This window comes from Citrobacter sp. TBCS-14, from assembly GCF_005280805.1.
Taxonomy (GTDB): Bacteria; Pseudomonadota; Gammaproteobacteria; order Enterobacterales; family Enterobacteriaceae; genus Citrobacter; species Citrobacter gillenii.
Map to the genome: position 1 here is coordinate 135,807 of NZ_SZWM01001195.1, position 19,603 is coordinate 155,409.

At 49.2% G+C, this 19,603-nt stretch carries 16 protein-coding genes and 1 other RNA gene; 10 read left to right on the top strand and 7 right to left on the bottom strand.

Annotated features, from left to right (window positions below; all coding sequences use genetic code 11):
• Window positions 1-44 precede the first annotated feature (44 nt).
• Together FDX22_RS25430 and agaR are read left to right on the top strand one after the other, a co-directional pair.
• Window positions 45-848 carry a DeoR family transcriptional regulator gene (locus FDX22_RS25430; RefSeq protein WP_115257418.1) on the top strand — a complete coding sequence of 268 codons (804 nt, stop codon included), beginning with the start codon at window positions 45-47 and terminating at the stop codon, window positions 846-848.
• Window positions 849-1,169: 321 nt separating this feature from the next.
• On the top strand, window positions 1,170-1,940 hold the full coding sequence (gene agaR / locus FDX22_RS25435) for a transcriptional repressor AgaR (RefSeq protein ID WP_146717953.1): 771 nt from the start codon (window positions 1,170-1,172) through the stop codon (window positions 1,938-1,940).
• Between the two features lie 32 nt (window positions 1,941-1,972).
• Here the strand turns inward: agaR and FDX22_RS25440 are convergent, their stop codons facing one another.
• From FDX22_RS25440 to garD, 7 genes are all read right to left on the bottom strand, one after another.
• A complete protein-coding gene (locus FDX22_RS25440; RefSeq protein ID WP_146717954.1) occupies window positions 1,973-2,893 on the bottom strand; it encodes an ROK family protein in 921 nt (306 codons plus the stop codon).
• An 18-nt stretch (window positions 2,894-2,911) separates the two neighbouring features.
• Entirely contained in the window at window positions 2,912-4,168 is a 1,257-nt protein-coding gene (locus FDX22_RS25445) for a Gfo/Idh/MocA family protein (RefSeq protein WP_146717955.1), read from the bottom strand.
• 36 nt (window positions 4,169-4,204) lie between these two features.
• Window positions 4,205-5,311, bottom strand: a complete 1,107-nt coding sequence (locus FDX22_RS25450) for an ABC transporter ATP-binding protein (protein WP_146717956.1) — start codon at window positions 5,309-5,311, stop codon at window positions 4,205-4,207.
• 11 nt (window positions 5,312-5,322) lie between these two features.
• Entirely contained in the window at window positions 5,323-6,147 is an 825-nt protein-coding gene (locus FDX22_RS25455; RefSeq protein WP_146717957.1) for a carbohydrate ABC transporter permease, read from the bottom strand.
• 9 nt (window positions 6,148-6,156) lie between these two features.
• Complete coding sequence (locus FDX22_RS25460) at window positions 6,157-7,101, bottom strand: carbohydrate ABC transporter permease (protein WP_146717958.1); 945 nt, start codon at window positions 7,099-7,101, stop codon at window positions 6,157-6,159.
• Window positions 7,102-7,175: 74 nt separating this feature from the next.
• The gene (locus FDX22_RS25465; protein WP_146717959.1) at window positions 7,176-8,435 is read right to left on the bottom strand and encodes a sugar ABC transporter substrate-binding protein; all 1,260 of its coding nucleotides are present in this window, start codon (window positions 8,433-8,435) and stop codon (window positions 7,176-7,178) included.
• A gap of 353 nt (window positions 8,436-8,788) precedes the next feature.
• Window positions 8,789-10,360 (bottom strand): galactarate dehydratase, encoded by a 1,572-nt coding sequence (gene garD, locus FDX22_RS25470; protein ID WP_146717960.1) that lies wholly within the window; start codon window positions 10,358-10,360, stop codon window positions 8,789-8,791.
• Window positions 10,361-10,756: 396 nt separating this feature from the next.
• Here garD and garP point away from each other — a divergent pair, with 396 nt between their 5' ends.
• The 8 genes from garP to tdcC all read left to right on the top strand — a co-directional run bounded on the left by garP (window position 10,757) and on the right by tdcC (window position 19,580).
• Window positions 10,757-12,091: a galactarate/glucarate/glycerate transporter GarP gene (garP, locus tag FDX22_RS25475; RefSeq protein ID WP_096755558.1), complete on the top strand. Its 1,335-nt coding sequence runs from the start codon at window positions 10,757-10,759 to the stop codon at window positions 12,089-12,091.
• Between the two features lie 15 nt (window positions 12,092-12,106).
• Entirely contained in the window at window positions 12,107-12,877 is a 771-nt protein-coding gene (garL, locus tag FDX22_RS25480; RefSeq protein ID WP_117342718.1) for a 2-dehydro-3-deoxyglucarate aldolase, read from the top strand.
• A 30-nt stretch (window positions 12,878-12,907) separates the two neighbouring features.
• Window positions 12,908-13,798: a 2-hydroxy-3-oxopropionate reductase gene (gene garR, locus FDX22_RS25485; RefSeq protein WP_096755560.1), complete on the top strand. Its 891-nt coding sequence runs from the start codon at window positions 12,908-12,910 to the stop codon at window positions 13,796-13,798.
• A gap of 65 nt (window positions 13,799-13,863) precedes the next feature.
• On the top strand, window positions 13,864-15,009 hold the full coding sequence (garK, locus tag FDX22_RS25490; protein ID WP_117342717.1) for a glycerate 2-kinase: 1,146 nt from the start codon (window positions 13,864-13,866) through the stop codon (window positions 15,007-15,009).
• 32 nt (window positions 15,010-15,041) lie between these two features.
• Window positions 15,042-15,418: RNase P RNA component class A (rnpB, locus tag FDX22_RS25495), an RNA gene on the top strand.
• 781 nt (window positions 15,419-16,199) lie between these two features.
• Window positions 16,200-17,138, top strand: a complete 939-nt coding sequence (tdcA, locus tag FDX22_RS25500; RefSeq protein WP_096755562.1) for a transcriptional regulator TdcA — start codon at window positions 16,200-16,202, stop codon at window positions 17,136-17,138.
• Window positions 17,139-17,236: 98 nt separating this feature from the next.
• The gene (gene tdcB, locus FDX22_RS25505; RefSeq protein WP_096755563.1) at window positions 17,237-18,226 is read left to right on the top strand and encodes a bifunctional threonine ammonia-lyase/L-serine ammonia-lyase TdcB; all 990 of its coding nucleotides are present in this window, start codon (window positions 17,237-17,239) and stop codon (window positions 18,224-18,226) included.
• Between the two features lie 22 nt (window positions 18,227-18,248).
• Window positions 18,249-19,580 carry a threonine/serine transporter TdcC gene (tdcC, locus tag FDX22_RS25510; protein ID WP_115257422.1) on the top strand — a complete coding sequence of 444 codons (1,332 nt, stop codon included), beginning with the start codon at window positions 18,249-18,251 and terminating at the stop codon, window positions 19,578-19,580.
• Window positions 19,581-19,603 lie beyond the last annotated feature (23 nt).

The following is a 19,603-nucleotide window of genomic DNA, read 5'->3' on the forward strand; positions in this document are numbered from 1 at the left end:
AGGCAAAACGAAATGAAACGAAAGAATTAACTAAAGGATCTCTTATGAGCAATACCGATTCTGCAAGTAAGCGGGTAACAGGTACCAGCGAGCGGCGCGAGCAGATTATCCAGCGGTTGCGACAGCAAGGAAGCGTGCAGGTGAACGATCTTTCTGTTTTATTTGGCGTCTCTACGGTGACGATCCGCAACGATCTGGCGTTTCTGGAAAAGCAGGGTATTGCCGTTCGTGCCTATGGTGGGGCGCTGATCTGTGACAGCAATACGCCGGGCGTGGAGCCTTCTGTTGAAGATAAGAGCTCGCTGAATACGGCGGTTAAACGCAGTATCGCCAAGGCTGCCGCTGAAATGATCAAACCAGGGCATCGCGTGATCCTGGATTCCGGCACTACGACCTATGAAATTGCCCGTCTGATGCGCCAGCATACCGATGTGATTGCGATGACCAATGGGATGAATGTCGCCAGTGCCTTGTTGGAAGCTGAAGGTGTCGAGCTGCTGATGACCGGTGGACATCTGCGTCGTCAGTCGCTGTCTTTTTATGGTGATCAGGCCGAGCAGTCTCTGCAGAATTACCACTTCGACATGCTGTTTCTTGGTGTTGATGCTATTGATTTAGAACGCGGTGTGAGTACGCACAATGAAGACGAAGCCCGGCTTAACCGTCGGATGTGCGAAGTGGCTGAGCGGATTATCGTGGTGACTGATTCCAGCAAATTCAATCGCTCCAGCCTGCATAAAATCATTGATACACAACGTATTCATACCATCATTGTGGATGAAGGTATTCCAGCGGAATGTCTACAAGAATTACACCGTAGCGGCGTCGAAGTGATCATTGTTCAGTGATCGTGTTCTACCGTCAAAATACAAAAATGTGATTTCCTTCAATTAAATGGAAAGAATAAATAAGTGGGCTCTTTCAGAAGGCCCGCTTTCGTTTTTCTGCCTCTTTCTACCACATCATGTACTCTGCCCCTTTTCATTCTTTCGCTTATTGCTTTTTCGGTTTGTCTGAAACGAAAGAAAAAACCTAATTTATTCAAAAATAAATGCTGGAGTGGTGTTCACAAATTCACCTTATAGCTTCTGATGTAATATATTCATAACAAAACGAAAGTGCTAAAGCGCTAAAACATAACAACATGAATAGCTGATGGAGCAATAGAAATGCTGGATAACTTAAGACGTCGCGAGCAGATTATCGACCTGCTGTGCGATCAGGGCTGCGTTCGAGTGGAGCCACTCAGCGTCCACTTTGGCGTGTCATCTGTCACGATCCGCAACGACTTGCGTTATCTGGAGCAGAAAGGGTGCGTCATGCGCTCTTACGGCGGTGCGGTATTGAATCAGCACTTTGCGCTTGATCGGCCCTTGCAGGATAAAGATCGGCTTAATCGCGATGTGAAGTCACGTATCGCGGAGAAAGCCGCCAGCTTTGTGAAAGATGGCGACACGCTCATTCTTGATTCTGGATCTACGACGACGCTAATCCCTCCTATGTTAAAAAATCGACGCGACCTGGTGGTGATGACCAATGCGCTGAACATCGCTTGGGAACTCGCCAATTTTGAACGTGTAGATGTCATGATTCTGGGCGGAAACGTAAGGCAAAGCGTGTATTCGCTGTACGGACCGTCGGCCGAGCACCAGCTCAGACAATATCGGTTTGATAAACTGTTTTTAGGTGTAGATGGATTCTGTCTCGAAGCAGGGATCACTACGCCACATCCGGGTGAAGCGCATCTTAATCAGGTGATGTGTCAGGTGGCGCAGGAGGTCACCGTCGTGGCGGACTCCAGTAAGTTTGGGCGGAAAAGCTTCTGCATGATTAGCGAAATCAGCGGGATTGATCGGGTGATTACCGATAGCGGCATCCCGGAGCATTATCATCAGACGTTAATCCAGCTTGGTATTGATGTGGTGATTGCTGACGAATAAAAAACTGGCGAGGTGTGCTCGCCAGTCCTGTTTTAGTGGACAGGTGTACCGTGCTCAACCAGTAGCAATGCCGCGCCACGTACGCCGCTCGAAGCGCCATGGATGGCCGGAAACACGCGGGCGGGCTCTAACCCTGGGAAAAGATAACGTGACATGGCGGTGGGCAGTAACGTATAGATTTCCTCAATATTGGAAACGCCACCGCCGAGCACAAAGGCATCGACATCCAGGATCAGTTGTAACTGCGCCAGCGTGCAGCCCAGCATATCTATCCATGCTTCAACGGTGATCACCGCACTGCTATTGCCATGGCGGTAGTGTTCCAGCAGGGTCTCCATTTTGAGCTGTTCGCCGCAGAAATGCTTGTGCAGCCAGAGTAGGCCTGGACCAGATTGATATCGTTCCAGACACCCTTGCAAGCCGCAGCCGCATTTCAGTTCCGGCAGGTGATATCGACGCATAAACGTTGCCGGAAGCGGTAAATGACCAAACTCACTGGCCATCCGATTACGCCCTCGATAAAGCTGACCGTCGATGACTAGTCCGCCGCCCATACCGGTGCCAATGATGGCGCCAAAAATTCTGGAGAACTGACGAGCTTGTTGGGTATGGGCTTCAGACAGCGCGAAGCAGCAACAGTCATTGTCTAGTTCGACTGAACGGTTGAGCCGACGAGCCAGGTCGTCCATTACCTGGCGCCCGGTCAGACAAGGGACATTAGATGACAGCAGTTTTCCTGTATGTCGGTCCATCAATCCGGGCATGCCGATACCAATTTTACCCTGCGTGCCAGTCGCCCAGTCGGCGGTATCGATAAGAGAGGTAAAAGTCGAAAGAAAGAGTTCATAATCCTGAACAGGCGTGGCAACGCGCTTGCGCCAGCAAACCTGCATTTCCTTATCAAAAGCGACAATTTCAGTTTTTGTTCCACCAATATCAACACCGTAAAACATGCCTTATCTCCTCCGACTTCACAGCGTAACCAGACAGTTTTCCTTGCGAGCGCGCTCAGCGGCAAAGACCATTAAGTGGCTTTCCAGCGATTCATCAGGACCGGAGAGGATCATATTTTGATCTTCAGCCATCACGGCATGAATAAAACGGTCCATCAGGTAATAATCGCCACCGCCATGGCCACCCATCTGCGTTTGTGTTCCTTCAGCGATCTCCTCAATCTGATGCACTGTTTCTTTGTCGGTCAGGAAATCAAATACCCGGATTTGTTCACCATCGCCTTCCAGATAACCTCTTGTACCAAACAGGCGTGTTTTTCGATCCTCCATTTTGGTAAAGGCGGTCATGGTGAACGTTACAGTCTGTTGGTGGGCAAAGCGTAGATTAACAACCTGATGATCCACTACGTCATTATCACAACGATAAACGCAGCGGCCGTATGGCCCATCACGCAATGCCTGACGCACGTTTTCTTCGCTGGGATCGGCGGTCAGTACGCGACGGAAGTGTGGAGTGCATTTGTGGTTATCTCCCAGATATATTTTGCAGGCGGACCAGGGACACGTAGCCTCAACCAGGCAATCGAGGCAGCGATCTGCCGCGCCGGCGGGTTGGTTTTCCTTCACAAAGTGGCTCAGGCTGCCAAATGAACCCACATCCCGGCAGTTGTCGCTCATGATGTAACGGATCCAGTCCAGATCATGACAGGATTTTTGCAGCAGCATAAACGACGACTCTGTTTCGTTACGCCAGTTACCGCGTACAAAAGAGTGGGCCTGATGCCAGTACCCCACTGGCTCGAAGTGCTGCATGCTGACAATGTCGCCAATCACACCGTCATCTAGCAGGGATTTCAGCTTTTGCGTATAACGGGTGTAACGCAGGACGTGGGCGACGGCCAGCAGGACGTTATTACGTTTGACGGCATCAATGATGATGCGACAATCTTCTGGCGTCGGGGCGAGCGGTTTTTCCAGTAAGATGTGGTAACCAAGGTTGGCAAACGCCACGGCAGGATCTTTGTGCATATTATCTTGCGTACAAATAAGCACCACGTCAGCCATTTTGGGCTGGGCTGCGGCCTCTTGCCAATTGCGAAATACGTTATTTCGATCAATGCTGTGCTGCGCCACAAATTGTTGGCGATAAGCCTCTCTGGGCTCGGCAACGCCAACCACTTGCATTCTGTCCGGATGCTCAAGCGCATAGCGTGAGTATATTTCGCCGCGCGCACCTGCCCCTACCACTAAAACGGTCACTTTATTCGCACACATATAAACCTCTCATTTTGTACCCTACCCGAATGACGGTTAGGCCAAATTCTCTTCATGCTGCTTATCAAATAAAAAGGCGGCTTCAAGATTAAATTTAACGTTGATAGATTCGCCCGGCAGAGGGTTCCAGTCCGCCGAAGAGTTAATTCGCAAAATCATATGTTGTTCGCCAATAACAAAATGCAGGAGATCTTCATTTCCCATTCTTTCAACGTTGGTAATTTTTGCGTTGAATGCTGAATTATCATTCAGCGGTGCTATCTGAATAGCCTCTGGACGGATGCCAAACCAGACGCTGGTATGCGGATATTGCTCCAGCAGGCTAGCCAGTTGCGTATTCAATGGCAGGATTAAATTGTCAGCAAGACGGAGTCCCCGACCGCTGGATTCGACATTGAGAAGCAGAATATTCATCGCGGGATTACCAATAAACCCAGCTACGAATTTATTCTTTGGATGATGGTAGATATTGCCGGGGGTATCTACCTGCATTATACGACCGCCGTTCAGCACGCAAATTCGATCCCCCATGGTCATGGCTTCAATTTGATCGTGGGTGACATATACCATGGTGGCACTGACACCTTCGTGGCGTAGCTGACGATGCAGTTCCGTGAGACGTACGCGCATGGAAACACGCAGTTTGGCATCAAGGTTGGACAGGGGCTCATCAAATAGAAAGACTTCAGGTTTGCGTACAATGGCTCTGCCAACGGCTACGCGCTGGCATTGCCCACCTGAAAGCTGACCCGGCTTTTTATCAAGTAGCGTTTCAATTTCTAGCTTGTGTGCCGCTTCTCGTACGCGCGCATCAATTTCCTGCTTGTTCATTTTTCCCTGCAGACTGAACGCCATATTTTTATAAATTGTCATATGGGGATAGAGAGCATAGTTCTGGAAGACCATGGCTACGCCGCGTTCTTTCGGCAGCAGATCATTTACGCAGCGTTTTCCGATGGCAATATGACCTTGAGTGATATCTTCCAGACCGGCGATCATGCGCAGTAACGTTGATTTTGCGCACCCCGACGGCCCAACAAAAACCATAAATTCGCCATCGTGAATTTCAAGGTCAACGCCGTGAATTGCCTGAAAACCATTGGGATAGACTTTACTTACTGCCTGTAACTGAATGCCTGACATAACACTGCCCCTTATCCTTTAATTCCGGCACCTGCGATGCCACGAATAAAATAGCGCTGGAAGAAAATATAAAGTAATAACATAGGGATAATCGCCAGCAATGCGCCCGCCATTAACATCGGATATTCAACACCTGAGCGGCCGGAAAGTGAGGCCAGTCCTACCGGCAACGTCATTTTATCCATTGAGGTGTTAACGATCAGCGGCCACATCAAGTTATTCCAACTCCATAATCCGTTAATAATGACGCAGGCAATCAGTCCTGGCTTAATTAACGGCAGCATGATTTTGAAAAAAATGGTCAGATGGTTATAGCCATCCATAATGGCGGCTTCTTCAAGTTCTTTCGGTACGGAAAGAAAAAACTGGCGTAACAAAAAGGCGCTATAAATACTGAATAATCCTGGAAGCACCAGACCCGGAATCGAGTTCAACAGACCCATTTTCTCAATGGTCAAAAACTGCGGGATTAAAAATATCTGCCCAGGTACCATCAGAATGGAAATACACAGCATAAACAGGACGTCACGGCCTTTGAAGCGCAGTCGTGAGAACCCATATGCCGCCATGGCCGCAATCAATGTCTGCAAAATGACGATGACTAACGTGGAGATGATCGAGTTAGCGTAAAAACTGCCAAAGGGCATTTCATGTAATATTTTGTAGTAAGCCTGAAATCCAGGTCTGGAGGGCAGAAGGACCGGGGGAAAAGCGATACTTTCTGCCTGGGTTTTAAAAGAGGTGATGATCATCCAGATAAAGGGAACCACAGTGACCAGTGTCGCCAGGGTCATCAGGCCGTAAATAAGCCATTTTTCACGTTTTGTCATAAACATAGCGATGCCTTACTGTGCTTTAAGTCGTTTGCCAAGCCATACCTGCAGCAAGGTCAGTACCATCGTGATCACAAATATCACGACGGCAATGGCTGAGGCATACCCTTTTTCGTGGTAGATAAAGGCGTATTTGTAGAAGAGATAGGCGATGGTCATCGTCTGATCATCAACCATGGATGAGCTGCCAAACAGCAGGTACACGACATCGAATATTTGCAGCGTTTCGATAAACGAGATAACCAGAACGAAAAACAGCGTCGGGATCATCAACGGCAATGTGATAGACCAGAATCCGCGTAATTTGCTGATGCCATCCAGGGACATCGCTTCATAAATTTGTTTGGGGATACCCTGGAGCCCAGCGAGTAGAATGATCATCTTTAGCGCAATTGCCGACCAAATTATGACCAGTGAGGCGCTCAGGCGAACGACCTCCGGATCGGATAGCCAGCCAATGGCGGGAATGTCAAAGAAAGCCAGAACCTGATTTATTAAACCAAAGTTACGGTTCATCAGCCATTGCCAGACCATCGCAATAGCAGCAGGCATAGTGACAGCTGGCAGGAACAGCAATGTGCGAAACAGCCACTGCCCACGTATCGCCTGATTCAGGCCAATGGCGAGCAGTAATGACAGGACGGTGATAATGGGGACACAAATAAATACATAGGCCAGCGTGTTATATATTGCCGCACGAAACTCATCATCGCTGAATAAATTAATATAGTTATCTAAGCTTAGCGTCGTCCAAATTTGAAATTCGCCAAGGTCGGTGAAACTATAAAAAACGTTCTGGAAAAATGGCGTAAAGTAGAAAATAATCAACCCCGCCAGTAGGGGCATAATCATTATCCAACCCCAAAATCGTTCCTCTTTCTCCAGCTTTGAAAGGGTTTTTTGTTGTTCTTCCCTGGCCGGTAATTGCGAGGATGCTGCTTCATCTGAATAGCTCATACAGACTCCGGGATGCTCACGTTACAATCACAAAAGAAATAATAAAGGTGAGAGGGAGCTGTGCTCCCTCAGGATTATTTCTGCATTTCACGTTCAACACGTTTTGCAACACCGGGCATGACTTTTTCCGGATCATTACCCGTCCATACTTTTTTCAAGCCATCATTCAGGATGCTATTCCATTTAGCCGTATTTGAACCTGCAGTTGGGTACTTATGCGAAAAAGCCAGTGAGTCGATATAGGCATAAACATCAATATCTTTAAAGCCTGCAGCCCACTCTTTCGCCACTTTTTGGTTAGCAGGAATAACGACTTTTCCTGTTGCCAGCGTATTTTGCGCATGTTCAGAGCTCATAAACTCAATGAATTTCCAGGCCGCTTCTTTATTCTGGCTTTTCGCTGACATGGCAAAGGCTAGGCTATGAGACACGCCAGCCTGCTCGGCCATTTTCGGCATGGGCACCACGCCGATATGATCCTTAATCAGCTCATTTTGTGAGAATGGCAGTGCCCACCATGAGCCTGCATATACCATGGCTACTCGGTTGGACTGAAAGACATCTGAGGCCTCCATTTCTCCTGGTGGCTGGATAAGGTCAGCCTTCAGCATGCCCTGAACATCGCGATACATGGCGATGGCTTTGTCATTGGCAACATCTGTTTTACCGTCCGGCAGGGCTATCTTATCTCCGGCCTGCAGTAGCAGGTTAAAGTAACTGTCCTGTCCGCTACTGAATTCCATGGCCAGCGGATAAGATTGCTTATCCAGCCCTTTACGCAGTTGTTCCGCTTTTTGTTTTAAATCGTCCCATGTCCAGTTTTTATCTGGCCAGGTAACGCCAGCCTGATCGAAAAGTTTTTTGTTGTACCAGACGGCAATGGCGTCAATATCACGAGGAATGGCATATTGTTTAGACTGGTACTGATAGGCTTCTACCGAGCTTTTCACAAAGTCATCAAGATTAGGAGATGACTTATCCTTTAAATAATCGCTCAGTGGTTCCAGCATACCGTTCTTAACGTATTGCTGGAAATTAGGCATGTTCATCCAGAATACATCCGGAGCCACATTTCCACCGACCGCTGAGCTCAGCTTGATGAAATACTGATCATAAGGCGTTAACTCAATTTCAACTTTAATGTTGGGATTATTTTTTTCAAACTCATTAACCAGTTGCTGCTCGCCGGGAAGTTGATTTCGGTCCCACAGCGTGTAGCGTAATTTCACAGGCTTAGCGTCAGCCTGTCCTTCAGCGTTTGCGACGACAGGAGTAGCCAGTAAACATGAAACAAGGCACGCCAATGCGATATTATTTTTATTCAGGGTAGACATAACTTCCCTCTTTATTTAGGTCAGAGTGCTTGGGAGGTAAATTACAGGAGCTATTGAATAATCTGTATAACAAGGGGCAAAGTCAAAGGGGGAAAAAGAGGGGGTTATCATATAAAAACAGGAGGGGCTTTCGGTAGGTTTCTTTTTTATCAAAACGAAAATATGATATAAATTGATATTATCTATATTTCTTTTTATTTCATGTACTTAAACTTTTTTGACTCACAGAAACGAAAAAATGAGACAAGAAAAAAAACCGTTGAAAATGCGAAGGCTATCACTTTATCTCTTTATGAACAGAGAATAAAAACGGGGATAAATCCCCGTTTTGCTTTTGGCTTTCATTTCGAAAATCAGGTCACCGGTGCCGGGTTAAACACCGCCAGCTGGTTGTGCAGTCCCCACTGATCCGAGAAGGTTTTCTTACGTCCGCTCGCCACGTCGAGAAGGAACTCGAACAGCTTCAGACCGACATCTTCAATGGTTTCCTCACCGGTAGCGATGGTTCCGGCATTGATATCCATCAGATCAAACCAACGGTTGGCCAGTTCGGTGCGTGTTGCCATTTTAATCACTGGAACTGCCATCAGACCGTACGGTGTACCGCGACCGGTGGTGAACACCTGCACGGTGATCCCGGACGCGACCTGCTGCGTGCCGCATACAAAGTCGCTGGCAGGCGTTGCCGCGTAAATCAGGCCGCGTTTGGTCGGACGCTGGCCCGGCGATAACACTTCCACAATGGCGCTCTTACCCGATTTGGCAATGGAGCCCAGCGCTTTTTCGACCACGTTAGCCAGACCGCCTTTCTTGTTGCCCGGAGAGGGGTTAGCGCTGCGGTCGGTTTGTCCCAAATCCAGGTAGTTATCGTACCAGGCCATCTCTTCGAGCAGGCGCTTGCCCACTTCTTCATTGATGGCGCGTGGCGTTAACAGGTGGATGGCGTCACGCACTTCAGTCACTTCCGAAAACATCACGGTGGCACCGCAGCGCACCAACAGATCGGACGCGTAGCCCACTGCCGGGTTAGCTGTGACGCCAGAAAACGCATCGCTGCCGCCGCACTGCATGCCGACCACCAGTTCAGAGGCCGGGCAGGTTTCTCGCTGACGCTGGTTGAGTTTTACCAGATGGCGCTCGGCAACCTGCAAAATGTCTTCAACCATCGATTTGAAGCCTACGTGTTTTTCATCCTGCAGGCTGACAATGCTGGCGCTGTCTACCGGGATGCTTTTCACATCGTGCGTGCCTTCTAACAGGCGTTCCGGCTGGAGTTTTTCGCAGCCGAGTCCGATAACCATCACTTCGCCACCGAAGTTGGGGTTCAGGGCAATGTTATGGATGGTTCGAATTGGCACGATAGCGGCCGGTGCATTGATGGCTACACCGCAACCATACAGATGGTTCAGCCCCACCACGCCGTCAACGTTCGGGTATTTGGGCAGCAGATCGCGCTCAATGATTTTCACCACATAATCCACCACGCCCGCTACGCAGTGTACGCTGGTGGAGATGCCGAGCAGGTTCTTGGTGCCCACGCTGCCGTCGGCATTACGGTAGCCTTCGAAGGTGTAGCCTTCAAGAGGAGGAAGCGGCTCCGGCACTTTGGTTGCCAGCGGCAGCGTCTCCAGCGGCGGGGCTTTGGGCAGCTCAACCATTGACTCATCAATCCAGCTACCGCGTGCGATGTCGCGAACGGCGTAACCGATCACTTCACCATAGCGCACGATTTCGCCGTGAACAGCAATATCCGTTAGCGCCACTTTATGACCCTGGGGAATATGTTCAATCAGCGCCAGTCCGTCCGGGAAACGTGTCCCGGCTTTCAGACCATTGTCATTGACAATAATCGCCACATTATCAGTGTCGTGTACTTTAATATAAAACGCCGTGGGCGATTCTTGTCTAATTTCGATGTCGGCCATTGTCCAGTATTCTCCAGCCAGGTGGTGATAATAGATATATATCGAATCTAATTATAAGTAATAAAGACTCAGTGTCGTGGAATAAGAATGTCAGGAGTTTTAATTTAAGAATGTGAGCGAGATCACTTAAACTTAGAAACGCCGCGCCACCAAGGGTATCAATACGTAAATGTGTGCATCAGCGCCCATGGTTATGTGCATATGCATAAAATAATATTTTAATATTATGCTTTTAATGAGCGCTTGCACAATGATTAACGACGCTGCGCTGATTATACTGAATCACGGTTTAATAGCGACTGATAAATAAAAGCGTATTTTATCTTACGGTAATTTATCAGCGTAAACATCCTTCAAAATAATAATAAAAATCTTTTTGTACCTGAGGTAAATAGAATGATACTGGATACGGTTGTAGAGAAAAAGAAAGGTACGCACACCCGATATTTAATACTGCTGATAATATTTATTGTCACTGCCGTAAACTATGCAGACCGCGCGACGTTGTCTATTGCCGGTACCGAAGTGGCCAAAGAGTTGCAGCTCAGCGCCATATCAATGGGTTACATTTTCTCCGCCTTCGGCTGGGCCTATTTGCTGATGCAAATTCCCGGCGGCTGGCTGCTCGACAAGTTTGGTTCGAAGAAAGTCTATACCTACAGTCTTTTCTTCTGGTCGCTGTTTACCTTCCTGCAGGGTTTTGTCGATATGTTCCCGCTGGCCTGGGCGGGGATCTCCATGTTTATCATGCGGTTTATGCTGGGCTTCTCGGAAGCGCCTTCCTTCCCGGCTAACGCCCGTATTGTTGCGGCCTGGTTCCCGACCAAAGAGCGTGGCACGGCCTCTGCGATTTTTAACTCCGCGCAGTATTTCTCACTGGCGCTGTTTTCACCGTTGCTGGGCTGGCTGACCTTCGCCTGGGGTTGGGAACACGTCTTTACCGTGATGGGCGTGATTGGCTTTGTGCTGACCGGACTGTGGGTAAAACTGATCCATAACCCTACCGATCACCCACGGATGTCGCAGGAAGAGCTGAAGTTTATCTCGGATAACGGCGCGGTAGTGGATATGGACCACAAGAAGCCGGGTGGTGCTGCGGCGAGCGGTCCGAAACTGCATTACATCAAGCAACTGCTGACAAACCGCATGATGCTGGGGGTGTTCTTTGGACAGTATTTTATCAACACCATCACCTGGTTCTTCCTGACCTGGTTCCCTATCTACCTGGTGCAGGAAAAAGGTATGTCGATCCTGAAAGTCGGCCTGGTCGCGTCTATTCCGGCACTGTGTGGATTTGCCGGAGGTGTACTGGGCGGCGTGTTCTCGGATTACCTGATTAAACGCGGCGCTAGCATCACCCTGGCGCGTAAGCTGCCGATCGTGCTCGGAATGCTGCTCGCCTCAACCATTATCCTGTGCAATTACACGGATAATACCACCTTCGTAGTGGCGCTGATGGCGCTGGCGTTCTTCGGTAAAGGTTTTGGCGCGCTGGGTTGGCCGGTGATTTCCGATACCGCCCCGAAAGAGATTGTGGGTCTGTGCGGTGGCGTGTTTAACGTATTTGGTAACGTGGCTTCTATCGTAACCCCGCTGGTGATTGGTTACCTGGTGAGCGAGCTGCACTCATTTAATGCTGCGCTGGTGTTTGTAGGGTGCTCGGCGCTGATGGCGATGGTTTGCTACCTGTTTATTGTCGGTGACATTAAACGTATGGAATTGCAGAAATAAACAAAGGTATAGGCGATGAATAACACGATTTTCCCAAACAAATTTAAAGCGGCACTTGCGGCGCATCAGGTTCAGATTGGCTGCTGGTCCGCGCTGGCAAGCCCGATCAGTACCGAAGTATTAGGCCTGGCCGGTTTTGACTGGCTGGTGCTGGACGGTGAACATGCGCCAAACGATATCTCGACGTTTATCCCACAGCTGATGGCGCTGAAAGGCAGTTCCAGCGCGCCGGTTGTACGTGTGCCGACCAACGAGCCGGTGATCATCAAGCGTCTGCTGGATATTGGTTTCTATAACTTCCTGATTCCGTTTGTTGAGACCGAAGAAGATGCGGTGAACGCCGTGGCATCTACCCGCTATCCGCCGGAAGGTATTCGCGGCGTATCGGTTTCTCACCGCGCCAATATGTTTGGCACCGTGCCGGACTACTTCGCACAGTCAAACAAAAACATCACCATCATCGTGCAGATCGAAAGTCAGCAGGGTGTTGATAACGTGGATGCGATTGCCGCAACCGAAGGCGTGGACGGTATTTTCGTCGGCCCAAGCGACCTGGCCGCCGCGTTAGGCCACTTGGGCAATGCCTCCCATCCGGAAGTGCAAAAGGCGATTCAGCACATCTTTGCGGTCGCGAAAAAGCACGGTAAGCCAAGCGGCATTCTGGCACCGGTTGATGCAGATGCCCGTCGCTATCTGGACTGGGGCGCGACGTTTGTTGCCGTCGGTAGCGATCTCGGCGTGTTCCGTTCAGCGACGCAAAAACTGGCTGATTCTTTTAAGAAATAACCACCATCGACAGTATAGAGAGATAAAGACATGACAATGAAAGTAGGTTTTATTGGCCTCGGTATTATGGGTAAACCAATGAGTAAAAACCTCCTCAAGGCAGGTTACTCGCTGGTGGTTGCTGACCGTAACCCAGAAGCGATTGCGGAAGTCATCGCCGCAGGCGCAGAAACCGCTACCACGGCGAAAGCCATTGCTGAACAGTGCGATGTGATTATCACCATGCTGCCGAATTCTCCACACGTAAAAGAAGTGGCGTTGGGCGAAGGCGGTATCATCGAAGGCGCGAAGCCGGGCACCGTTCTGATCGACATGAGTTCAATCGCCCCGTTAGCCAGTCGTGAAATCAGCGATGCGCTGAAAGCGAAAGGCGTGGATATGCTGGATGCACCGGTGAGTGGCGGCGAACCGAAGGCGATTGATGGCACGTTGTCGGTGATGGTCGGTGGTGATAAAGCGATTTTCGACAAGTACTACGATCTGCTGAAAGCGATGGCGGGTTCTGTGGTGCATACCGGCGACATTGGTGCGGGTAACGTCACTAAGCTGGCAAACCAGGTGATCGTGGCGCTGAATATTGCGGCGATGTCTGAAGCGCTGACCCTGGCGACCAAAGCGGGCGTGAACCCGGATCTGGTGTATCAGGCTATTCGCGGCGGACTGGCGGGCAGCACCGTGCTGGATGCCAAAGCGCCGATGGTGATGGACCGTAACTTTAAACCGGGCTTCCGTATTGACCTGCACATCAAAGATCTGGCGAATGCGCTGGATACCTCACACGGCGTGGGTGCACAGCTGCCGCTGACTGCAGCGGTAATGGAAATGATGCAGGCGCTGCGCGCTGACGGGCTGGGAACGGCTGACCACAGTGCGTTGGCATGCTACTACGAAAAACTGGCGAAAGTGGAAGTCACTCGCTAACAAGAAGGGCGCGACTGCGCGCCCTGTAATTCTTGCCTCGCGCGGCACTGTCAGGCTACATAACTATGAAAATCGTAATTGCCCCAGACTCTTATAAAGAAAGCCTTTCTGCCACCGAGGTAGCGCAGGCGATAGAAAAAGGATTTCGGGAAATTTTTCCCGATGCGCACTATGTTTCTGTTCCGGTCGCCGATGGCGGCGAAGGGACCGTTGAAGCGATGATTGCCGCCACGCAGGGAACGGAACATTTCGCGTGGGTAACGGGACCGTTGGGCGAAAAAGTGAATGCCAGCTGGGGCATGTCCGGAGACGGTAACACCGCGTTTATCGAAATGGCGGCAGCCAGTGGGCTGGCGCTGGTCCCTCCAGAAAAACGCAACCCCTTAGTCACCACGTCGCGTGGTACCGGGGAGTTGATTCTCAAGGCGCTGGAAAGCGGCGCGCAAAATATCATTATTGGTATTGGCGGCAGTGCGACCAACGACGGTGGTGCGGGTATGGTACAGGCGCTGGGGGCGAAACTCTGTGACGCCAACGGTACTGACATTGGCTTTGGCGGCGGTTGCCTGAATAGCCTGAATACCATTGATATCTCGGGTCTGGACCCGCGCTTAAAAACCTGTTCGATTCGTGTTGCCTGTGATGTGACGAATCCATTGACCGGCGAAAACGGTGCATCCCGCATTTTTGGTCCGCAGAAGGGCGCGACTGAAGAACGCATTATCGAGCTGGATAGAAATTTGTCTCACTTTGCCGACATCATAAAAAAATCGTTGCGCGTTGATGTGAAAAATGTGCCCGGAGCCGGAGCCGCTGGCGGTATGGGGGCGGCATTAATGGCATTTTTAGGTGCAGAACTGCGTAGCGGGATAGAGATTGTGACCCAGGCGCTGAATCTGGAAGAGCATATTCACGACTGTACGCTGGTGGTTACCGGTGAAGGACGCCTCGACAGCCAGAGTATTCACGGCAAAGTGCCTGTCGGCGTGGCAAGTGTGGCGAAGAAATACCACAAGCCGGTGATTGGTATTGCGGGCAGCCTGACACGCGATGTGGGCGTGGTGCATCAATATGGTATCGATGCCGTGTTTAGCGTATTGACCAGCATAGGTACGCTGGAAGAGGCCTTCCGGGGAGCATTTGATAATATTTATCGGTCATCCAGAAACATCGCCGCTACGCTGGCGATAGGAATGCGCAGTGCGGGGTGACATTGGCCCGCAAACCCTCTATACTTCGCGCCGAAGCTGACCAGACAGTCGCCGCTTCGTCGTCGTCCTCTTCGGGGGAGACGGGCGGAGGGGAGGAAAGTCCGGGCTCCATAGGGCAGGGTGCCAGGTAACGCCTGGGGGGGAAACCCACGACCAGTGCAACAGAGAGCAAACCGCCGATGGCCCACGCAAGTGGGATCAGGTAAGGGTGAAAGGGTGCGGTAAGAGCGCACCGCGCGGCTGGTAACAGTCCGTGGCACGGTAAACTCCACCCGGAGCAAGGCCAAATAGGGGTTCACAAGGTACGGCCCGTACTGAACCCGGGTAGGCTGCTTGAGCCAGTGAGCGATTGCTGGCCTAGATGAATGACTGTCCACGACAGAACCCGGCTTATCGGTCAGCTTCACTCTTTATAGAACCCCGCTTCGGCGGGGTTTTTGCTTTTATGGCGTGTTTTTTATGCCTGCTGGCCCCGATTTTTTGTAGGCCGGATAAGGTGCTTGCACCGCCATCCGGCAAATTTGCGGTAAATCTCATTTTTATTTTCCCGTTATTTATTCGAAAACGTCTTTTTCAGCGGCAAAGGGGTTGCTGAAAATTTCCAGTTTTGTGACAGCTAACACAAAACGCTTATCGATACGTTTCGCTATAGAAAAAACACACGCAATCGATCGAAATCACAAAATTACTTGCTGTGAAAACATCAAAAACCAGCGTTAATTTATTGTTGCATTTGATAATTTATTGTTTGTTTTGTTTTGAATAATGATAAACGCAATGTTTCTTTACAAACAAATAAGGCAAAATAGTGTGATGCATGGCGTTATTTAACCACGATAATAATTAAAATATAATTTTATTTGATAAATTGCTCATTAAATTTAAACGTTATCCCGACCGATAATTACTCTGTAATTGCTTGAATTATCATCTTTCAACCGTCGGTTAAATAACCGTTAACGTGCATGTGTTATCGCCATAAATTTTCGTTATCCCCCCATCTTTTTTTGATTAAAGTCAGGTTAAAGTGAGATCGTTTTTCTTTATTGCATTGATAAATAACGATTTTATTGGTTTATAATAATCTTACAAAATGTAAGTGAAGGGGATTTGTGAGTGGTCGCACATATCCGTGAACGTTTAATTTGGTACACTTCCTGCCGTCAACAAAGTAATTAGAGCAGGCCGATATGAATACTATTTCTCTCCCTAAAACACAGCACTTAGTGGTCTTTCAGGAAGTCATTAGAAGTGGTTCTATCGGCTCAGCTGCAAAAGAATTAGGTTTAACTCAACCCGCAGTAAGCAAAATCATTAATGATGTTGAGGCTTATTTTGGTATTGAGTTGGTGGTGCGTAAAAATACAGGCGTCACATTGACCCAAGCCGGTCAGGTGATGCTCTCATGGTCTGAATCTATTACCCGTGAAATGAAAAACATGGTTGATGAGATGAATAGCATGACGAGCAATGCGGTTGTTGATGTGTCGTTCGGTTTCCCCTCACTGATCGCCTTTACCATCATGTCCGGCATGATTAAGAAGTTTAAAGAGGTGTTCCCGAACGCGCAGGTTTCCATGTATGAAGCCCAGCTTTCCTCTTTCTTACCAGCGGTTCGTGATGGGCGTCTGGACTTTGCAATCGGCACGTTAAGCGATGAGATGAAATTGCACGACCTGCATGTGGAGCCGCTGTTCGAGTCAGAGTTTGTTCTGGTTGCCAGTAAGTCCCGAACACGCACCGGCATCACTACGCTGAGCGCATTGCAAAATGAACAGTGGGTGTTGCCGCAAACGAATATGGGTTACTACAGCGAGCTTCTTACTACGTTACAAAAAAATGGCATCAGCAGTGAAAACATCGTTAAAACAGACTCGGTCGTCACAATTTATAATCTTGTTCTCAATGCTGATTTCTTAACAGTAATTCCCTGCGATATGACCACTCCATTTGGTTCAAACCAGTTTATTACTATTCCGGTAGAAGAGGCCTTACCGGTCGCGCGTTACGCCGCCGTCTGGTCTAAAAATTATCGAATTAAAAAAGCAGCATCAATTTTGGTGGAATTAGCCAAAGAATATTCATCATATAATTGCCAGCGACGAAAGCAATTAATTGAAGTTGATTAAAGATTAAACTCGATTTAATACGGAATTAATGCCATCGGTCTATATCAGACGTTGGTCACGGCTATCTATTTACTTTAATACCCAGGTAAGAGGTTCTAATGCACATTACATACGATCTCCCAGTTGCAATTGAAGATATCCTCGAAGCGAAAAAAAGACTGGCGGGGAAAATTTATAAAACGGGAATGCCTCGCTCTAACTATTTTAGTGAACGTTGCAAAGGGGAAATTTTCCTTAAGTTTGAGAACATGCAGCGTACTGGTTCATTTAAAATTCGCGGCGCCTTTAACAAGCTCAGTTCTTTAACTGAAGCGGAAAGATGTAAAGGCGTGGTGGCCTGCTCTGCAGGTAACCATGCGCAAGGGGTTTCCCTCTCTTGTGCGATGCTCGGTATTGACGGCAAAGTGGTGATGCCAAAAGGCGCACCGAAGTCTAAAGTGGCTGCTACCTGCGACTACTCCGCAGAAGTTGTGCTGCACGGTGACAACTTCAACGACACGATCGCTAAAGTGAGCGAGATTGTTGAAACTGAAGGCCGCATCTTTATTCCGCCTTATGATGATCCGAAAGTGATTGCCGGCCAGGGGACTATCGGTCTGGAAATTCTGGAAGATCTGTATGATGTCGATAACGTGATTGTGCCAATTGGTGGCGGCGGACTGATTGCCGGTATTGCGATAGCCATTAAATCCATCAACCCGACCATAAAAATTATTGGCGTACAGTCTGAAAACGTTCACGGCATGGCGGCTTCTTTCCACGCTGGAGAAATAACCACACACCGAACGACCGGCACCCTGGCGGATGGTTGTGACGTCTCCCGCCCGGGTACTTTGACCTATGAAATCGTTCGTGAGTTAGTGGATGACATTGTCCTGGTCAGCGAAGATGAAATTCGCAACAGTATGGTGGCATTAATTCAGCGAAATAAAGTTGTGACAGAAGGCGCAGGTGCGCTGGCATGTGCTGCATTATTAAGCGGGAAATTAGATAGCTACATCCAGAATAGAAAAACAGTCAGCATTATTTCTGGCGGTAATATCGACCTTTCTCGTGTATCCCAAATTACTGGTTTAGTTGACGCTTAATATATTTCGTTGAGGATAGGATATGAGTACTACTGATAGCATTGTATCCAGCCAGACAAAACAATCGTCCTGGCGCAAATCGGACACCACCTGGACACTGGGTTTATTTGGTACAGCCATCGGCGCCGGGGTGTTGTTCTTCCCTATCCGCGCAGGCTTTGGCGGGCTGATCCCCATTCTGTTAATGCTGGTGTTAGCGTACCCCATCGCGTTCTATTGCCACCGTGCACTGGCGCGCCTGTGTCTTTCCGGTTCTAACCCTTCCGGCAACATCACAGAAACGGTTGAAGAGCATTTTGGTAAAACGGGCGGCGTGGTCATCACGTTCCTCTACTTCTTTGCAATTTGCCCACTGCTGTGGATTTATGGCGTCACCATTACCAACACCTTTATGACCTTCTGGGAAAACCAGTTGCAGATGCCAGCGCTTAATCGTGGCTTCGTCGCGCTGTTCCTGCTGCTGTTGATGGCATTCGTCATCTACTTCGGTAAAGATCTGATGGTTAAAGTGATGAGCTTCCTGGTATGGCCATTTATTGCCAGCCTGGTACTTATCTCTCTGTCCCTGATCCCTTACTGGAACTCAGCGGTTATCCAGCAGGTGGATCTCAGCAATATAGCGTTGACCGGGCATGACGGTATTCTGGTCACCGTATGGCTGGGTATTTCCATCATGGTGTTCTCCTTCAACTTCTCGCCAATTGTTTCCTCTTTCGTGGTGTCTAAACGCGAAGAGTATGAAAAAGATTATGGCCGCGAATTTACCGAGCAGAAATGTTCCAAGATCATCTCCCGCGCCAGTATGCTGATGGTTGCAGTGGTCATGTTCTTCGCCTTTAGCTGCCTGTTCACGCTGTCTCCGGCAAATATGGCCGAAGCCAAAGCGCAGAACATTCCGGTACTGTCATACCTGGCGAACCACTTTGCTTCACTGTCCGGCACCAAGTCGACCTTCGCAACCGTTCTGGAATACGGTGCTTCTATCATCGCACTGGTCGCTATCTTCAAATCTTTCTTCGGCCACTATCTGGGCACGCTGGAAGGTCTGAACGGTCTGGTCCTGAAGTTTGGTTATAAAGGTGATAAGAACAAAGTCTCTGTTGGCAAACTTAACACCATCAGCATGATCTTCATCATGGGTTCCACCTGGGTTGTGGCTTACGCCAACCCGAACATCCTGGACCTGATTGAAGCGATGGGCGCGCCAATTATCGCCTCACTGCTCTGCTTGCTGCCGATGTATGCCATCCGTAAAGCGCCGTCTCTGGCGAAATACCGTGGCCGTCTGGATAACGTGTTTGTTACTGCGATTGGTCTGCTGACTATCCTGAACATCGTCTACAAACTGTTTTAATCCTTAAGCTCAGGATGAGCGGA

Bases quoted from the DNA above. Each gene is read 5' to 3' on its own strand.
- tdcC (WP_115257422.1), top strand. From the start codon at position 18,249: ATGAGTACTACTGATAGCATTGTATCCAGCCAGACAAAACAATCGTCC.
- garD (WP_146717960.1), bottom strand. From the start codon at position 10,360: ATGGCCGACATCGAAATTAGACAAGAATCGCCCACGGCGTTTTATATT.
- tdcA (WP_096755562.1), top strand. From the start codon at position 16,200: ATGAATACTATTTCTCTCCCTAAAACACAGCACTTAGTGGTCTTTCAG.
- FDX22_RS25440 (WP_146717954.1), bottom strand. From the start codon at position 2,893: ATGTTTTACGGTGTTGATATTGGTGGAACAAAAACTGAAATTGTCGCT.
- FDX22_RS25465 (WP_146717959.1), bottom strand. From the start codon at position 8,435: ATGTCTACCCTGAATAAAAATAATATCGCATTGGCGTGCCTTGTTTCA.
- garK (WP_117342717.1), top strand. From the start codon at position 13,864: ATGAAAATCGTAATTGCCCCAGACTCTTATAAAGAAAGCCTTTCTGCC.
- FDX22_RS25450 (WP_146717956.1), bottom strand. From the start codon at position 5,311: ATGTCAGGCATTCAGTTACAGGCAGTAAGTAAAGTCTATCCCAATGGT.
- garR (WP_096755560.1), top strand. From the start codon at position 12,908: ATGACAATGAAAGTAGGTTTTATTGGCCTCGGTATTATGGGTAAACCA.
- garL (WP_117342718.1), top strand. From the start codon at position 12,107: ATGAATAACACGATTTTCCCAAACAAATTTAAAGCGGCACTTGCGGCG.
- FDX22_RS25445 (WP_146717955.1), bottom strand. From the start codon at position 4,168: ATGTGTGCGAATAAAGTGACCGTTTTAGTGGTAGGGGCAGGTGCGCGC.
- FDX22_RS25430 (WP_115257418.1), top strand. From the start codon at position 45: ATGAGCAATACCGATTCTGCAAGTAAGCGGGTAACAGGTACCAGCGAG.
- FDX22_RS25455 (WP_146717957.1), bottom strand. From the start codon at position 6,147: ATGTTTATGACAAAACGTGAAAAATGGCTTATTTACGGCCTGATGACC.
- garP (WP_096755558.1), top strand. From the start codon at position 10,757: ATGATACTGGATACGGTTGTAGAGAAAAAGAAAGGTACGCACACCCGA.
- agaR (WP_146717953.1), top strand. From the start codon at position 1,170: ATGCTGGATAACTTAAGACGTCGCGAGCAGATTATCGACCTGCTGTGC.
- FDX22_RS25460 (WP_146717958.1), bottom strand. From the start codon at position 7,101: ATGAGCTATTCAGATGAAGCAGCATCCTCGCAATTACCGGCCAGGGAA.
- tdcB (WP_096755563.1), top strand. From the start codon at position 17,237: ATGCACATTACATACGATCTCCCAGTTGCAATTGAAGATATCCTCGAA.